The following is a 14610-nucleotide window of genomic DNA, read 5'->3' as shown; positions in this document are numbered from 1 at the left end:
ACCGAGCCGAACACATGCTGCCAGCCCTTCGTCGACACTCACCGTACGCATTCTATCCGTTCCGAGCAAAGGAGGGCTTGCTCACCCTCGGCGCCGTCATCCAGACCGCAGCGATCGCCGCAAGGCACGCCATCGAGGGAACCCGCAATGGGTAGTCCACGAAGCTCCAAAGACCAAGGATTAAAATGGCCGCGCCGCCGAACATGCCCAGCCGGACGCCGGAGCTGTCCGAGCGCCGATGCCGCCATAAATACAAGGCGCTGCGGGCAAAGGCCCAGACGGCGAACAGCATCAGAATAAGCGCCGGAACACCCCCTTCCAGCAGCCATTCCAGCCAGTCGTTATGGGCGTGGTTCCAGTAGGCGAATCCCAGCATGCTGGAAGGCTCGTGGATCTGGAAAAGCTCCTTGAAGGAGCCGATGCCCGATCCCACCGGCATGTAATCCGGTAGGCTTTCGGCCGTCACCTGCCAGGTCTGGACCCGGTTTTCCTCCGCGACACTGCTCGTCGAAATACGGTCGAGCGCTTCGGCCCGGTCGAATATGATGGCGAGGCACGCCCCAACGACGACGAAGAAGGCCACCGCAACTGCGGGGACGATCCATGTCCGGCCCACCTGCCGACGCTTCACCCTGGCCGGCCGCGCCGACCAGATCAGCCACGCGGTCAGGAAGCCGACCCCGGAGAGCACGAGCCCGGCACGCGATCCGGTCGCCAGGATCATGAACACCGCCAGCATCACCCCGCCCGCGCAAAGTGCGTGGACGAGCATTCGGTTGGACGCGGGCGCGCGCGTTGCGATCAGGGCCAGCGCGGGGATGGCGATGCACATCAGCGCGGAGAAGTGATTGCGGTTGGAAAACAGGCCGACGGGAGAGCCGAAATTGCTGAGGCGGTAGGGGTAGGTCGCGGGATTGTACCCGCTGCCCGCCTGGGCAATGCCCAGAAACGCCGCCAGAACCATGGCCCCAAGCACCACGTAGAGCACGATCTTCTGGCGCTGGGGAGGGACCTGCACAGCCAGTACCATCGCAGCGGCGGGCACAAGCATGGCGTAAAAGGCATTCCAGCCGCGATAGGGCACCATCGAGATGGGCCTCCAAATGCCTTCCAGCCCTGCCAGCTCGCTCGCCCTTACCACGATCTCGCGGCCCGGAAGATTGGTCCAGATGAAGGGTGGCAGGGGGATCAGGTGGAGCAGGATCAGCGCAAGGATCGCCCCCATGATCGCCAGCGGCACGCGAAAGGCGCGCCAGTCGCGCCGGGTCATGCCGAGCAGGCCCAGGCCGAGGCACACCACTGCCAGGGGGCGCAGGATCATGAGCGAAAGAATGTCCCCGCGCGATCCGCCGCCCAGCAGGAAGGCTGCGGCCAGCAGCACGCAGAGTGTGGCGAGTTGCCAATTGTCGCCCAACGCGCCCCTGAGGCGCGCGATTCGCGGTTCGCGTCTTGCCATCGCGGTTACTTCATCAGGCCCTTGCGGCGCATTTCCTCGAGGCTTTCCTCGTAAGAGCTGGCCTGCGGGCCCGATGCCTTCGCCCATGCCGCCAGGCGCGCGATGCCCTGTTCGAAATCATAGGCCGGAGTGAAGCCCAGCTTTTCGCCGATCCTCGTCATATCCGCGTAGTTGTGCCGGATATCGCCCAAGCGGAAATTGCCGCTCACCTCGATCGGCACATCGGCTTCGAGCAGGCGCGACAGCGTGTGTGCCACGGTCATCACGGTCACCGGAACCCCGGTGCCGACATTGAACACCTCGTTCGCCGCTGCCGGGTGCTCGACGCCGAGCACGGTTGCTTCGACCACGTCGTCCACGAACACGAAGTCGCGGCTTTCCTCGCCATCTTCGAAGATGTTGATCGGCTTGCCCTGCATCATCAGGTTCGAGAAGATCGAGAGGATGCCGGTATAGGGGTTGGAGAGCGACTGGCCCGGCCCGAACACGTTCTGGTAGCGGAAGGCCACACCCTCGATCCCGATCGAGGGGCACACCGTCATCACCAGCTGTTCCTGCACCTGCTTGGTGATGCCGTAGACCGAGCTGGGGTGGATCTTCGATTCCTCGTCGGTCGCGACCAGCTCCAGCGGGCCATCGACACCGGGCTGCTTCACCTCGAATTCGCCTGCCTGCATGTCGGCTTCGGAGCGGTGATCGGGGTAGACGTAGCTGCCATCGGGCGCGCGGTAGCGCCCTTCGCCGTAGATCGAGCGCGAGGAGGCAACCACGACGCGCTTCACCGCGTGTTCGGTGTTGGCAAGGATATCGAGCAGCAGCGACGTGCCGCCGATATTGACGTCCGAATAGCGCTCGATCTGGTACATCGACTGGCCGGTGCCGGTTTCCGCCGCGAGGTGGACGACCGCTTGCTGACCTTCCAGCGCACGCTCCATCGTGGCGCGATCCGTCACCGTGCCGCGGATGAAGTTGGTCGTTTCCGCGACCGCGCGATAGCCTTCGGACTGCTCGGGATCGTCGCCGTGAACCTGCTCCAGCAGGTTGTCGAGCACGGTGATCTCGTGCCCCTTTTCGGCCAGCCGCGCGGCGAGCCGCGATCCGATGAAGCCCGCGCCGCCGGTAATCAGCACCTTCATGCGGGTGCGCCTTCGATCAGCGAGACGGTCTGCTGGATATTGCCGGGCGAAGACGCACCGAACACCACCGACTGCACGTTCAGCTTGTTGATGTAATCATAGGCTTCGCCGGGCGGCACAGCCCCCGACGCCAGCGTGGACATGGCCATGACCGGGTATTTCGACCCGTCGTTCTCTGCCAGCACGGCCTCGTATTCCTCGACACCGGGCGACATCAGGTAGCCGATCTTGTTGATCGAGGCGCAGATCACGACATCCTCGATCCCCCACTCGATCAGCTTGCGGCGCAGGAACGGCAGGTTCTGCGTGATGAGGCCGGGATAGGCGCCGTATTTCTTACGGATGTGCTGGCAATAGGCCACGAACGGCTCTGCCACGTCGTAGCCCAGCATCAGGTCGACGATGATGTTCTGCAGGAAGACCACCCGGATATCGAGATCGTGATAGATCTCCATCTCCTGATCGACGAGCATCTTCATCAGCTTCACTGCATCCAGCGTGGCGACTGCCATGCCGCCGCTGACCATCTTGCCCAGTGCCGACTTCGCGCCCTTGGCAAACAGCATTTCCTGCGCCGCGCCGACCATGCCCTTGTCGTTGACCATCGCCGCGTATTTGTGCGGGTAGGGGATCGACGGATACCATTTGAGGTGGCCGTACTTCGCCTTGTCAGCGCGGAACCGGTCGCAGATGCCCTTCGCTCGGTCATTGCTGTTGAGCATGATGCCCTCGACGCCCGCCTCGATGGCGTGGTCGTAGACCTGCATGATATTGTCGAGCTTGGCGAAACGTTCGGCACGTTCCTGCGCCTTGTCCTGGCTCATGTGGTTGATGCCGAAGAACTGGTTATCGCCGAATACGATGCGGTCGATTGGTCCGTTGTTGCTCATGCCGCGTCTCCCGCCCGCGTTTCGGCTCTCTGGGCCGCATCGTCGGCGAAGAGCTGCTCCATCACGCGCAGGTTCGCGGTCGCATCGGCGAAGGTGCAGCGCACGGGCTTGCCTTCGTGGATCGACGCGATGAAGTCGAACAGCTGCGCGGTATATTCGATGCCGCGCACGTAGAAGGGCACGCTGGAGAACACGTCGGTGATATAAATCTGGTTCCAGCCCTGCTTGAGGTCGTGGGCCTCGTTCGCCTCGGCCAGGAACACCTTCATCCCGTGCTGGTCGACCTGGATCTTGCCGCCCTTGCCGAAGATCTCGAACTTGTTGGTCGGCTTGCGATAGCTTGCATCGGACCAGTTGACGTAGAGCGTGCCCGCGAGGCCCCCCCTCGGCCCGTTGTCGTAGAACAGGCTGGAGCTGACGATGTCTTCCACCTGCTTGGAATAGACCTTGGAGAGGCTGGTGCCGCCGACCCGGTCCGGCGCGCCGAAGAAGTATCCGATCAGGTCGATCGCGTGGCTCGCCATCTCGTAGATCGCGCCGCCGCCATTGGCGTGGGTGGAGCGCCACCCCGCCTCGCCTACATCGCGGATGATGGTGCCGCTGAACATCTCGCTGCGGAAGCGCAGCGGTTCGCCGATCAGCCCGTCGTCCACGAAAGTCTTGGCCTTGGTGAACATGTCGTTCCAGCGGTTCACGTAGCCGACCTGGTTGACCAGCCCCGCCGCGTCGAACCCGGCGGCGAACCGCGCGCCGTCGGCGGAGTTCAGCATGAAGGGCTTTTCGACGAAGGCGTGCAGTTTCGCTTCGAGCACCGCGTCGAGGATGTCCGGATTGAAGGCGGGCGGAGTGCAGACCAGCACGCCGTCCAGCTCCTCGCCCTTCAGCAGGCCCTTGTAATCCTTGTAGGTGCCGACCTTCGCGTACTTGCCCAGCATCGTGGTGACGAGCTTGGACGGGTCGGCAACGCCCGTGATGGCGGCATGGTCATGCGCGTTGGCGATGGAATAATGGGTAATCCCCATGCGCCCGGCGCCAATGATGCCAAGCCTGAGAGGAGAGGTCATGGGAATGTCCGTCCGTGGTTTCAGAAGGCCGTTCGGCCCCGGCTGGGGAACGCGCGCCTTCTAGTGCCTTGGGGCTTCAAGTCAAACCGAGTCGGCTGGGGAGATGCGCGATCTGAAGCCACTACGACAGGTCGCGGATGCGCCCGGTTTCAAGCTCTTGCACGAACCATTCGTAGGTCTGCGCGATGCCTTCCCGAAGGCCGATCGACGGCCGCCAGCCGAGCGCGTTCAGCCTGGAGCTGTCCATCAGCTTTCTCGGCGTTCCGTCGGGCTTCGTGCGGTCGTGGGCGATCTCGCCAGTGTAGCCGACCATATCGTTCACCAGCCGCACCAGATCGAGGATCGCAATATCCTCCCCGAAACCGACATTGATGAGCCTGTCGTCCGAATATTCGCGCATCAGGAACACGCAGGCGTCGGCGAGATCGTCGACATGCAGGAACTCGCGCCGCGCCGAGCCCGTGCCCCAGATCTCCATTGTTGCATCGCCCGCCAGCTTCGCCTCGTGCGCCTTGCGGATCAGCGCGGGCAGGACATGGCTGGTGGTGGGGCCGAAATTGTCGCCCGGGCCGTAGAGATTGGTCGGCATGGCGCTGATGAAATCGCGCCCATGCTGCTTGCGATAGGCCTGTGCCAGACGGAGCCCTGCGATCTTGGCGGTGGCGTAGCCTTCGTGGATCGGATCGAGCGGCCCGGTCATCAGCGCATCCTCGCGCAGAGGCTGGTCTGCATGCTTGGGATAGATGCAGGAGGACCCGAGAAACAGCAGCTTGCCGACACCGCTGCGGTGCGCGGCCTCCATCACGTTCGCCTCGATCATCAGATTTTCGTACAGAAAATCCGCCGGCGCCTGTTCGTGCGCCCCAATCCCGCCGACTTTCGCGGCGGCGAGGAACACCGCATCGGGCCGCTGCTGGATGAACCATTCGCGTGTCGCCGCCTGCTCGGTCAGGTCGAGCGCCCGGCGCGGTGCGGTCAGAACATCGCAGTCCTCGCGCGCCAGCCGCCGGACAATCGCCGAGCCGACCAGCCCGCGATGCCCCGCGACGAACACGCGCTTGCCTGTCAGGTCGTAAGTCTCGCCCAGCGCCACCGCGGGGGCCCTCAGCCCCTGCCGTCGTCGAATTCGGGGTGCTTCTTCACTCCCACGCGCGCCAGCATCAGGTGCCAGAAGAACAGGCCGATCTTGGGATAGCGCTTGAGCAGTTCGGGCCGGTCGATCGTGCGGATCAGCCAGGCCATGTAGATCTTCCACCAGAAGGCGTGGATTTCCTTGCGGTTGCCCGCATACCAGTCGAACACCCCGCCGACCGCCGCCACGATGCTGGCATCCAGCCGGTCGCGGTGGAGGTAGCCCCACTTTTCCTGCTTGGGTGCGGTCATGCCGAGGAAGACCACGTCGGGCTTGAAGGCATTGACCGCCGCGATCATCGCGTCGTTGTCTTCATCGGTGAACTCGGGCTTGAACGGCGGCGAATAGCTGGCGACCTCCACATCGGGATAGTCGCGGTGCGTGCGCTCTTCCATCTTCTTCAGCGTGGCGGGCGACGCACCGAGGAAGAACACGCGGCCCTTCTTTTCCTGCAGCCGCTCCATGAAGTGATAGAAAATGTCGGGCCCCTGGTTGGGCTTCATCGTCTTGCCGTCGAGGATCACGCTGGCGAGGCCGAAATAGACCCCGTCGAGGCACAGGTAGTCGGCCTGCTGCATCGCCTTGCGATAGGTTTCGTCCTTCGTCGCGTTGCCGTAGCTGATCGGGCTGATCGTCTGGATCGTGGAGCACGGACGGCGTAGCGGAATCAGCGCGAGGTCTTCGTTATAGACCGCATAGCCCATCGCCTCGACGCACTGGTCGGGGCGCGCATGGTCCGGGGTTGCGGCGGGCGCGGTATCAGCCATGGCGATAGGAATCGCTGCGGAAGATCGGATCGTCCTTGCGCGCAAAGAACAGGTCGATCTGCCACAGCGCGCCATCCGTGGGGCGGTTGAGAATGTCCACCAGGTGGCTGACGCGAAAGCCGCGTTCTTCCATGAAGGCGATCATTTCGTGGAACAGCAGCGTGTCGGGCGAATGGCGGAAGTTATAGGCTTCCATCACGATGTACTTCGTCTGCTCCAGCGTCTTTTCCGCGCTTTCGAGGATCGGCTTTTCGAACCCGTGCGTGTCGAACTTCATGAAGAACGGGCCCTTCAGACCCTTCATTTCGACCACCGCGTCCACCGAATGGACCGGAACGGTGCGCATTTCGCCCTCGCTGCCGTGGATGGTGGACCCGTCGAGATCGGGCGTCACCGCCAGTTCCACCGTGCCGCCGTCATCCTTGCCGGCCACTGCCTGCACGTAATCGAAGCGCGGATTTTCCGCCTTCAGCCTGTCGAGGAAAGGCTTGCGCTCCTCCAGCGGGTCGACCCCGACGAACTGCGCATTCGGGAACAGCTTGAGCGCCATCCGGCTCCAGTCGCCCTTCGCGGCGCCCAGATCGAGGACGGAGTTGATGCCGTGGTTCCAGCCGGAAACCTGCCGCAGCACCGATTCCATGTCGACGCCCTTGCGGTACAGCTGCACGCCAGTGGGTGCGATCAGGCTGTTTGCCAGCCCGAGAAGCTTCTTCTTAGCGCTCATGAAAAGTCCCCGCCTTTTAGGTCGGCGTGCCAGTAACCCGGGGGTGCCGGATTGACAATGCCGCGCGCAAGCGGCTGCGAGTTCGCCGCTATTCCTCGATCACGATGCCGTCCGCATCGGTTCGCCGCCACGCCTTGCGTGTCTGGCAGTAGCGCTTGACGATCCGCGCCGGGGCACCGGCAGCAACGCACAGGTCCGGAATGTCGCGCGTGACCACGCTGTTCGAGGCGATCACGCAATTACGCCCGATCGACGCCCCCGAAATGCACACGTTCTCGCCAATCCAGGACCCGTCCCCGATATGCACTTCGGCCAGCTGGCGCAGGCCCTGATCGAGGATCGGCACGGTGGGGTCGGCGAATTCGTGGCCATTGTCGCTGACGAACAGGCGATCCGCGGTCAGCACGCCTTCGCCGAATTCGACCCTTTTGGTCACCACGATATGGCTGTGATTGCCGATCATGGTGCGGGCGCCGATCCGCAGCAGCGGCGGGTCTTCATGCTCTTTCAGGACAGCGAGGTAGGCGCCGTACTGCAGTACGGCGCCATCGCCGAACTCGCAAAATTTCGCACCGAAGATGCGCAGCGGCCAGACGATCCGCACGCCCTTGCCAAGCCGCCCGAAAAACGGCGCGAGCAGCCGGTAGAGCAGGATCGAAACAAAGTCGCGGATGCGGAAATGGAGCATTGCCGCGTTTGCCTGTCAGCGCTGGTTGTCGCGCCGCTTGGCTTCGGTCGAGATCCAGGCGTAGGTCTTTTCCATACCTTCGCGCAGGGTCTGCGACGGGGCCCAGCCGAGTTTTTCGCGGATCAGGTTGTTATCCGAGTTGCGCCCGCGCACGCCGAGCGGGCCGGGGATGTTCTCGACCCCCACGTCCTTGCCCGAAATGTCGATCACCATTTCGGCGAGGCCGTTGATCGTGATCATCTCGTCCGAGCCGATATTGACGGGCCCCTCGAAGTCGGAGCGCAGCAGGCGCGTCGTGCCCTCGAGACATTCGTCGATATAGAGGAAGGAGCGCGTCTGCTTGCCGTCGCCCCAGACCTCGATCTTGCCGCCGTCCTCGGCCATGGCGACCTTGCGGCACATCGCGGCGGGCGCCTTTTCCTTGCCACCCTGCCAGGTGCCCAGCGGGCCGAAGATGTTGTGATAGCGCGCGACGCGGTTTTCCATGCCGTAATTGCGGTTGTAGGCGAGGTAGAGCCGTTCGGAGAACAGCTTTTCCCAGCCATATTCGCTGTCCGGATTTGCCGGATAGGCCGAATCCTCGACGCAGTTCGGGTTGTCCGGATCGAGCTGGTTGTGCTCGGGATACATGCAGGCGGACGAGGAATAGAACACGCGCTTGATGGTGCGCTTGTGGCACGCGTCGAGGACGTTGAGATTGATCGTCGCCGAATTGTGCATGATGTCGGCGTCGTTCTCGCCGGTGAAGATGTAGCCCGCACCGCCCATGTCGGCGGCCAGCTGGTAGACCTCGTCGAAGCGCTGATCGACCACTTCGCGCACGAAGCGCTGGTCGCGCAGATCGCCGATGGCGAAATCGTCCGCTTCGGTTTCGGCGTGTTCGTGGAACTTGAGGTCGACACCGCGCACCCAGAAGCCTTCGTTCTTCAGGCGCTTGACCAGATGCCCGCCGATGAACCCGCCGGCACCGCATACAAGGGCGGTCTTCTGCATGTCTCAAATCCTCTCAATGTCGCCAGCCGCCCCGCGATGCAGGCACTTCGTCCGTGCAGAATACTCGATTGTAAACGGGGAATGCTGTCGTCGAAAAATCCGCTAGCCGCATAGCAACGTGGGACCGGGAATCAACCGGGCAGCCTTGTGTGGACTAGAGCTTGATGTCTTCCATCTCGATCCCTTCACGCACCACGCGTGCCGGATTGCCCGCCATGATCGTATTCGAGGGTACGTCCTTCGTGATGACTGCGCCCGAACCGATCACGCATTCGTCGCCAATGCGCACGCCGCCCATGATGACCGCGCCGATCCCGATGACGCACCATTCGCCGATATAGGTGTGCACCTTTTCGCCGTCGTAGCGGCCCAGGCTCTTCTTGGGCACCAGCTTGTGGCTGAGGATGGTCACGCGCGAGGTGAGGATGGTGTGCGCCCCCACATGGATGCCCTGCGGGAAATAGCGATCGAGATTGAGGCCGCGCTCGATCTCGCAGCTGGGGTGAATGTCGTACCCCGCCATCTTGTACCTGTACCAGCGCAGCCACTGCACCCGCTTGGCGATTGCCTGCCGAAAGCCCTTGGTTTCCTCGCTCATGCCCCGGTCTCCTGCGGCTGCACGAGCTGGCGCACCCAGTTGTCGACAGAGAACTGCTCGACATCCAGCTGCGAGGTGATCGGCTTGGCGAGGAATTCCGGCACCGCCGACAGGTCGTGATCGCGGATCGTCAGGAACCGGTCGTCGCGATAGAAGTCTTCCGTTTCGATCCGGGTCTTCTCCGTCACCACCTTCACCCCTGCCGCCATGTTCTCGATCAGCCGCATGGTGTAGCCCGATTGCGCGTGATTGGCGAAATCGAAGGTGCCGCGCGAACGCTCGATCAGATCGATGATGCCTTCGAAAGGCATCGATTCGCCCGTGATCCCGGGTAGACTCTTCCCCTTGCGCTTCAGCATCAGCTTCACTGCAGGGCTGCATTTCAGGTGGAAATGGGTGCGCAGGCCTTCCTTCTCGCAAAAGGCATGCAGCTTCTCCAGCGCCTCGAACCGGGCGAGCGAGCCGATCGCGCCCACGAAGTAGAGATCGAGATCCTTCGGGCGGCTGCGATCCACCTTGTAGAAGGGCGGGATGGCGAACAGCGGCAGGTAGGTTACGTCCGCCGTCCGGGCATCGTCGGGATCGAAGGTGAAGATCGAATCGAAGAACGGTGCGTAGGGCCGGTAATCGTGCGTGGTCAGCGAATCCCAGTTGTACAGCACGAAGCGGGCCTGCGGCTGCACCTCGCGCAGACGCGCCATGTTCGCGTGGCTCATATGGTGGACCTGGATGAACAGGACCATGTCGTAACGCGTCGCCGCGCTCTGTTCGATCAGGCGCGCGTGGTAGGCATCGAGCCGCTTCTGGTAGGGGCCCGGAGCGAACTTCTTGGCAGTCTTGCTCCAGAAATCCGTGCTTTCGATCGGATGGAAATCGCTGTCGTAGCCGATCCGTTCGAACGCGGCGCGGATCTCGCGGACATAGGCATAGAAATCGATGCCGATGAAAAGGATTCTGGGGCGCATCGGGTCTGCCTTCCTCAAGCCTGCGTGCTGACCGGTCGGCCGGCGGACGGGCGATAGGTCCGGCGGGCTCTTCCTTTACGGTCGGGGATCAGCAGGCCGCTGAAGACGACCATCAGCGTGAAGGGCTGCAGGAACAGGGCCTCGGATGTCATCGACAGAAAAATGAGAGCCCCGAACAGCCATCGTGGCCGGAACAGGCGCTGGCGGGCAGTCCCCCACAGGAAGACCAGACTCAGGGGAATGCCTATGGAATAAAGCAGCGTCACGATACCATTGCTGTTGGATCGTTCGGTGATGTTGTCGCGCGAAAGCTCGACATCGCGGTAGCCCACCTGCTCGGCAACGTCGAAGTAGTACTCGTAATCGAAGCCGATCCCGGTCAGCGGCTTTTCCATCACGACATTCAGGCCTGTGCGCAGGTCGTATTCGCGCGCTTCGGCGGAGCCGCTGAACTGGCCGTAGAACTTCTCCACGAGGTTGTAGGTGGTGTAACCCGCCACCGGCAGCAGCACGAGGGGCGCGATGATGACGACCGCAAGCTTCTGCACGCGTTCAGCGGTTTGCAGCCAGCGGAAATAGGCCACTGCAACCTGCAGAACCAGGATCACCGCCCCCGTGGTCGATTGCGTGGCCACGACCGCGAGAGCCGCCAACCCCACGTCGTAAATGGAAAAGCGCCGCAGAAACAGGGCGATGAAGAGGTAGGCGTTGAGGTATATCTGCAAGACGCCCGGTTCGAAGAAGAATCCGTCCGGCCGTTTGAAGATGGCGCCGGTATCCACGAATTCATGATAGGTGAAGACATAGAGCAGCGTGTGATAGGTCGTGTTCTCTACGTTGAAGGTCCAGAACAATCCCGGGACCAGAATAGCCAGGATCGGTGTCAGGACCGCCTGAACGCCGAAGAATCTGAAGATCGGCAGAAGATCGCTCGCAATCGTTCCGGGCCTTCGATCGATATAGACCATAAGCAGGGCTATGCCGGCGAGGAAATTTGAGAAGCGGATCGCGAGGGCCCCCAGCTGGAATGATTGCCCCCCGATCAGCGCGGCAGCGATCGTGGCCGCCAGCAGGATCCAGATGCCCGCGAATTCGGTCTTGAACATCCGCATCGGATTCACGAGCCAGCAACAGGCCACCAGCACCAGCAGCAAGAGTGGCTCGCGTGGAATAACGCTGAGCCCGCCGGAGATCAGGATGGCCGCAAACAGGGCAACCTGCCGGATCCGCAACCTGAAGCGTTCCCGCTTCATTTCGCTCTTGGCGGCGGGGGATGGGGGGCGGGAAATGGCGCGGGCCATCAGCGGGCGTCTCCCCTCGCGGCCGAGCGCGTGCCCCGGTGACCGCCAGCCGCATCCGGGACGCTATTCAGGACGCAGCATTTCGGAAAGTGCGGCATGTCGTGTCGTTCGCCCGTCCAGTCCCTCGCGGCTGGCGCGTACACGCTCGGTCCGCAGGCAGCAAGGCGCCAGTCGCTAGCGGACTGTCAGGCGGAATTCGGGATAGCGGCGGGACACGCGCCACCAGCCTGCGACAAGCAGTATCGCCATCACGCAGTAGATCGCACTGCGCAGGATCATGACGCCATCCAGACTGAAAGGCGTGTCGGCGATCAGGGCGATGCCGAAGGCGCCAACGGTCAGGGCGATGCCCGCCCCATAGGCCACGATGTACCAGGTGTAATCGATCACCACGTTGAAGGTCAGCGCGAAGGGCGATGACAAGCTGAATGCGATCAGCCCGGGCATGATGAGGTAGACCCAGTGCAGGTCCGCCACATATTGCGGGAGGATCAGCCCGAGCAGCGGCTCGGCCAGGAGCCAGAGCGCGATGATCGCGGCGAACGAATAGGCGACGGTAATCGCCAGCAGATGACGGAGCTCTCGCGATACGCCTGCCGTATCACGGGCCTTGCGGTGCTTGACGATGTTCGGAAGGAACACCTGCTGGATCAGGTTGGGCGCGAGCTGGAACAGCGTCAGGAACAGGAATGCCAGATACAGCCGCCCCAGCGGCTCGAGGCCGATCTCGCTCAGCACATAACTGCGCTCCATGAGGTTCATCAGCTGGATCGCGATACCTGTCAGGAACAGCGTGAACCCGGCAGAGAAGATGATCCCTGCGAGGCGGCGGGACATCTTGAGCCGGCGCGGTCTCAATGCCGCGCCGGTGGCGAAGGACAGCACGACGAACAGCACCGGCTGGATTGCCATCGCGATGACAGCGACGAGGGCCGGGTCGATCGACGACACGCCCGGGTAGAGCAGGACGAGTACCACCAGCGAGGCGAACATCGAGACCGCATTCACCAGATTGACCGCGCCCAGCCGGCCTGCCGCCACCATTTCGTTCGTCATCCAGGACCGCACCAGAGTGCAGAATCCGGCAATCGCGGCGAGCGCCGCGATGAGCCGATGCAGATCGGTATCGAGCCAGAAGGATATGACGGCTGCGGCAAGCGCCATCACCGCGCCGATCGCGCCGAATCCCGTGTAGGCGAGATCGATGATGCGCTGCTTGTACCCGGGCCCTGCGTGGCACAGCAGCCGGTACCCCCCGTTGAGCAGGCCGAAATGCATCAGCCCCGAAAACAGGATCACCGACTGGACCAGCGCGACCAGGCCCAGATCGTCGTAGGCGAGCACGGTCATCAGCACGACGCCGCGCAGCAGCGTGAGCACGCTCACGCCAAGTCCGACAGCCACGAACGCGGCGCGAGAATTCATCATTGCCGGAATTGCGGGCCTGCCCGGAGCGGTCACACCTGCAGGATCGAATCGATGTATTCGTCCGACAGGTCCGGTCGCACCTTGCGCGCGGCTTGGGCTGCGCTGGCCCGGTTGCTGCCCAGCGGCTGCATCATCTCGGTATAGGGCACATGGGTGTTGAAGGTGATGAAAATGGCCGTGCGCGGCGTCTTGCAGCGGCTTCCGAAATGATAGCAGACTGCGGGATCGACGAGGATCGCATCGCCCGCCTTGCCGTAGAAGCGCTCGTATTCATCGTCGCCGACCTCGCCCGCGATCTGCTCGTCCGTCAGGCGGCGGATGATCGGAGAACGGTTCACCGTCTTGCTCTTCGCGCGGTCGATATAGGCGAAGGGGCCGCCATCGTCGCTGTCTACATCATTGAGATACATGATGAAATGTAGCGACTGGCTGTCGCCGTAATCCCTGTGCCACTTCTGGCTCTCGCGCAGCGGCCCCTCGGTCGGGAACGACCTGACGACCTGGATGCTCGCGAAGGAGAACTTGCCGTCGAAATAGGCCTCGGCCGCATTCAGGATGTCGTCCGAGAAGGCGAGGCGGAACACGGGATTGTCCGCGTTGAAGTCCTCCGGCGGCATGATGTTGGTGAACGGGTGCCCCTTGTCCGTGGGGACGACCTTTTCCGCACGCGGCAGGTATATTTCCTGGATCGCCCCGACCACGCCGGGGTCGACCGGCAGGGCGGGGCAGCAGCCGCTTGTCTGCAATTGTTCGAGCCGGACGGGATCGAACGACACGGAACGCCGTGGTGGAGCGGCACGGCCAACCAGCTTGTTCTTCACCTTGGTCAGCTTGCGCACCGGGACAAGCCGCCAGCGCAGGAAATTGGCGGTGTCGTACAAAACCGTATTTGCCATTACAGTTACATCCCTTGCCAACAATCGCGACTATTGCGTTGCGCCCGAGCGCGAGACCCAGATATCGCTGGGCACCTCGTCGTTGATCCGCTTTGCCGGGATCCCGACATAGGTGCCCGGTTCGGTAATGGAACGGTTCACCAGCGACATGGCGCCGACCACCACATTGTCGCAGATCTCAACCGGACCGACCACGACCGAGTTCGCCCCAATAACGACATTGTCGCCCAAGCGGAATACGTCGCCTGTCCGATGGCGTTCGAGATAGCGCGGATTGTCCGGCGAGGGACCGACGAATTTAACACCGGACATGATCGCCACGCGCCCGTCGGACACGATGCCATTGCCGCCGAGCAGCACGCCACTGGGGTGCGAGGCCTGCAACTGGCGCACGTTGACCCTGTAGGAGGTCACCTCGAAGCCGTACCGCAGCAAGAGCGACCGATCGAGGATCATCGAGATCGCCCGTCCGAAGATCGGCACCTTGTAGTGAAACCATTTCGACAGGCGCATCGTCCCGCGAATATTGGATTCAACCATCCAGAGCTTGAGCAGGATGCGTTTCACGCCTG

General features: G+C 62.8%; 15 protein-coding genes. All 15 read right to left on the bottom strand.

Going from position 1 to position 14610, the window contains the following annotated elements; all coding sequences use genetic code 11:
• Positions 1-52: 52 nt before the first annotated feature.
• Entirely contained in the window at positions 53-1456 is a 1404-nt protein-coding gene (locus ADAD_RS0102515; protein WP_029139850.1) for an O-antigen ligase family protein, read from the bottom strand.
• Between the two features lie 5 nt (positions 1457-1461).
• Positions 1462-2592, bottom strand: coding sequence for an NAD-dependent epimerase/dehydratase family protein (locus ADAD_RS0102510; RefSeq protein ID WP_010408887.1), 1131 nt, complete (start codon positions 2590-2592; stop codon positions 1462-1464).
• Complete coding sequence (locus tag ADAD_RS0102505) at positions 2589-3482, bottom strand: hypothetical protein (RefSeq protein WP_010408886.1); 894 nt, start codon at positions 3480-3482, stop codon at positions 2589-2591. Before ADAD_RS0102505 ends, ADAD_RS0102510 begins: the two co-directional genes overlap by 4 nt.
• On the bottom strand, positions 3479-4546 hold the full coding sequence (locus tag ADAD_RS15430) for a Gfo/Idh/MocA family protein (RefSeq protein ID WP_010408876.1): 1068 nt from the start codon (positions 4544-4546) through the stop codon (positions 3479-3481). Before ADAD_RS15430 ends, ADAD_RS0102505 begins: the two co-directional genes overlap by 4 nt.
• 121 nt (positions 4547-4667) lie before the next feature.
• Positions 4668-5639 (bottom strand): GDP-L-fucose synthase family protein, encoded by a 972-nt coding sequence (locus ADAD_RS0102495; RefSeq protein ID WP_010408874.1) that lies wholly within the window; start codon positions 5637-5639, stop codon positions 4668-4670.
• 11 nt (positions 5640-5650) lie between these two features.
• A complete protein-coding gene (locus ADAD_RS0102490) occupies positions 5651-6445 on the bottom strand; it encodes a WecB/TagA/CpsF family glycosyltransferase (protein ID WP_010408872.1) in 795 nt (264 codons plus the stop codon).
• Entirely contained in the window at positions 6438-7169 is a 732-nt protein-coding gene (locus ADAD_RS0102485) for an FkbM family methyltransferase (RefSeq protein WP_010408870.1), read from the bottom strand. Before ADAD_RS0102485 ends, ADAD_RS0102490 begins: the two co-directional genes overlap by 8 nt.
• An 88-nt stretch (positions 7170-7257) precedes the next feature.
• Positions 7258-7857, bottom strand: coding sequence for an acyltransferase (locus tag ADAD_RS0102480; RefSeq protein ID WP_010408861.1), 600 nt, complete (start codon positions 7855-7857; stop codon positions 7258-7260).
• A 15-nt stretch (positions 7858-7872) separates the two neighbouring features.
• Complete coding sequence (locus ADAD_RS0102475) at positions 7873-8850, bottom strand: NAD-dependent epimerase/dehydratase family protein (RefSeq protein WP_010408860.1); 978 nt, start codon at positions 8848-8850, stop codon at positions 7873-7875.
• A gap of 154 nt (positions 8851-9004) precedes the next feature.
• Positions 9005-9448, bottom strand: coding sequence for an acyltransferase (locus tag ADAD_RS16955; RefSeq protein WP_010408859.1), 444 nt, complete (start codon positions 9446-9448; stop codon positions 9005-9007).
• Positions 9445-10413, bottom strand: coding sequence for a hypothetical protein (locus ADAD_RS16950; RefSeq protein ID WP_010408857.1), 969 nt, complete (start codon positions 10411-10413; stop codon positions 9445-9447). Before ADAD_RS16950 ends, ADAD_RS16955 begins: the two co-directional genes overlap by 4 nt.
• A 14-nt stretch (positions 10414-10427) precedes the next feature.
• Positions 10428-11714: an O-antigen ligase family protein gene (locus tag ADAD_RS0102460; RefSeq protein ID WP_083825547.1), complete on the bottom strand. Its 1287-nt coding sequence runs from the start codon at positions 11712-11714 to the stop codon at positions 10428-10430.
• A gap of 174 nt (positions 11715-11888) precedes the next feature.
• Entirely contained in the window at positions 11889-13118 is a 1230-nt protein-coding gene (locus tag ADAD_RS0102455; protein WP_158005184.1) for a hypothetical protein, read from the bottom strand.
• Between the two features lie 53 nt (positions 13119-13171).
• Positions 13172-14038 (bottom strand): hypothetical protein, encoded by an 867-nt coding sequence (locus tag ADAD_RS0102450; protein WP_010408854.1) that lies wholly within the window; start codon positions 14036-14038, stop codon positions 13172-13174.
• A gap of 30 nt (positions 14039-14068) precedes the next feature.
• Entirely contained in the window at positions 14069-14605 is a 537-nt protein-coding gene (locus tag ADAD_RS0102445; RefSeq protein ID WP_010408853.1) for a DapH/DapD/GlmU-related protein, read from the bottom strand.
• Positions 14606-14610 lie beyond the last annotated feature (5 nt).

The sequence above is a fragment of the Citromicrobium sp. JLT1363 genome, assembly GCF_000186705.1.
In the GTDB taxonomy this organism is placed as follows: Bacteria; Pseudomonadota; Alphaproteobacteria; order Sphingomonadales; family Sphingomonadaceae; genus Alteriqipengyuania.
The sequence above is the reverse complement of the archived record's forward strand: the minus strand, read 5'-3'. Positions and strand labels throughout refer to the sequence as shown.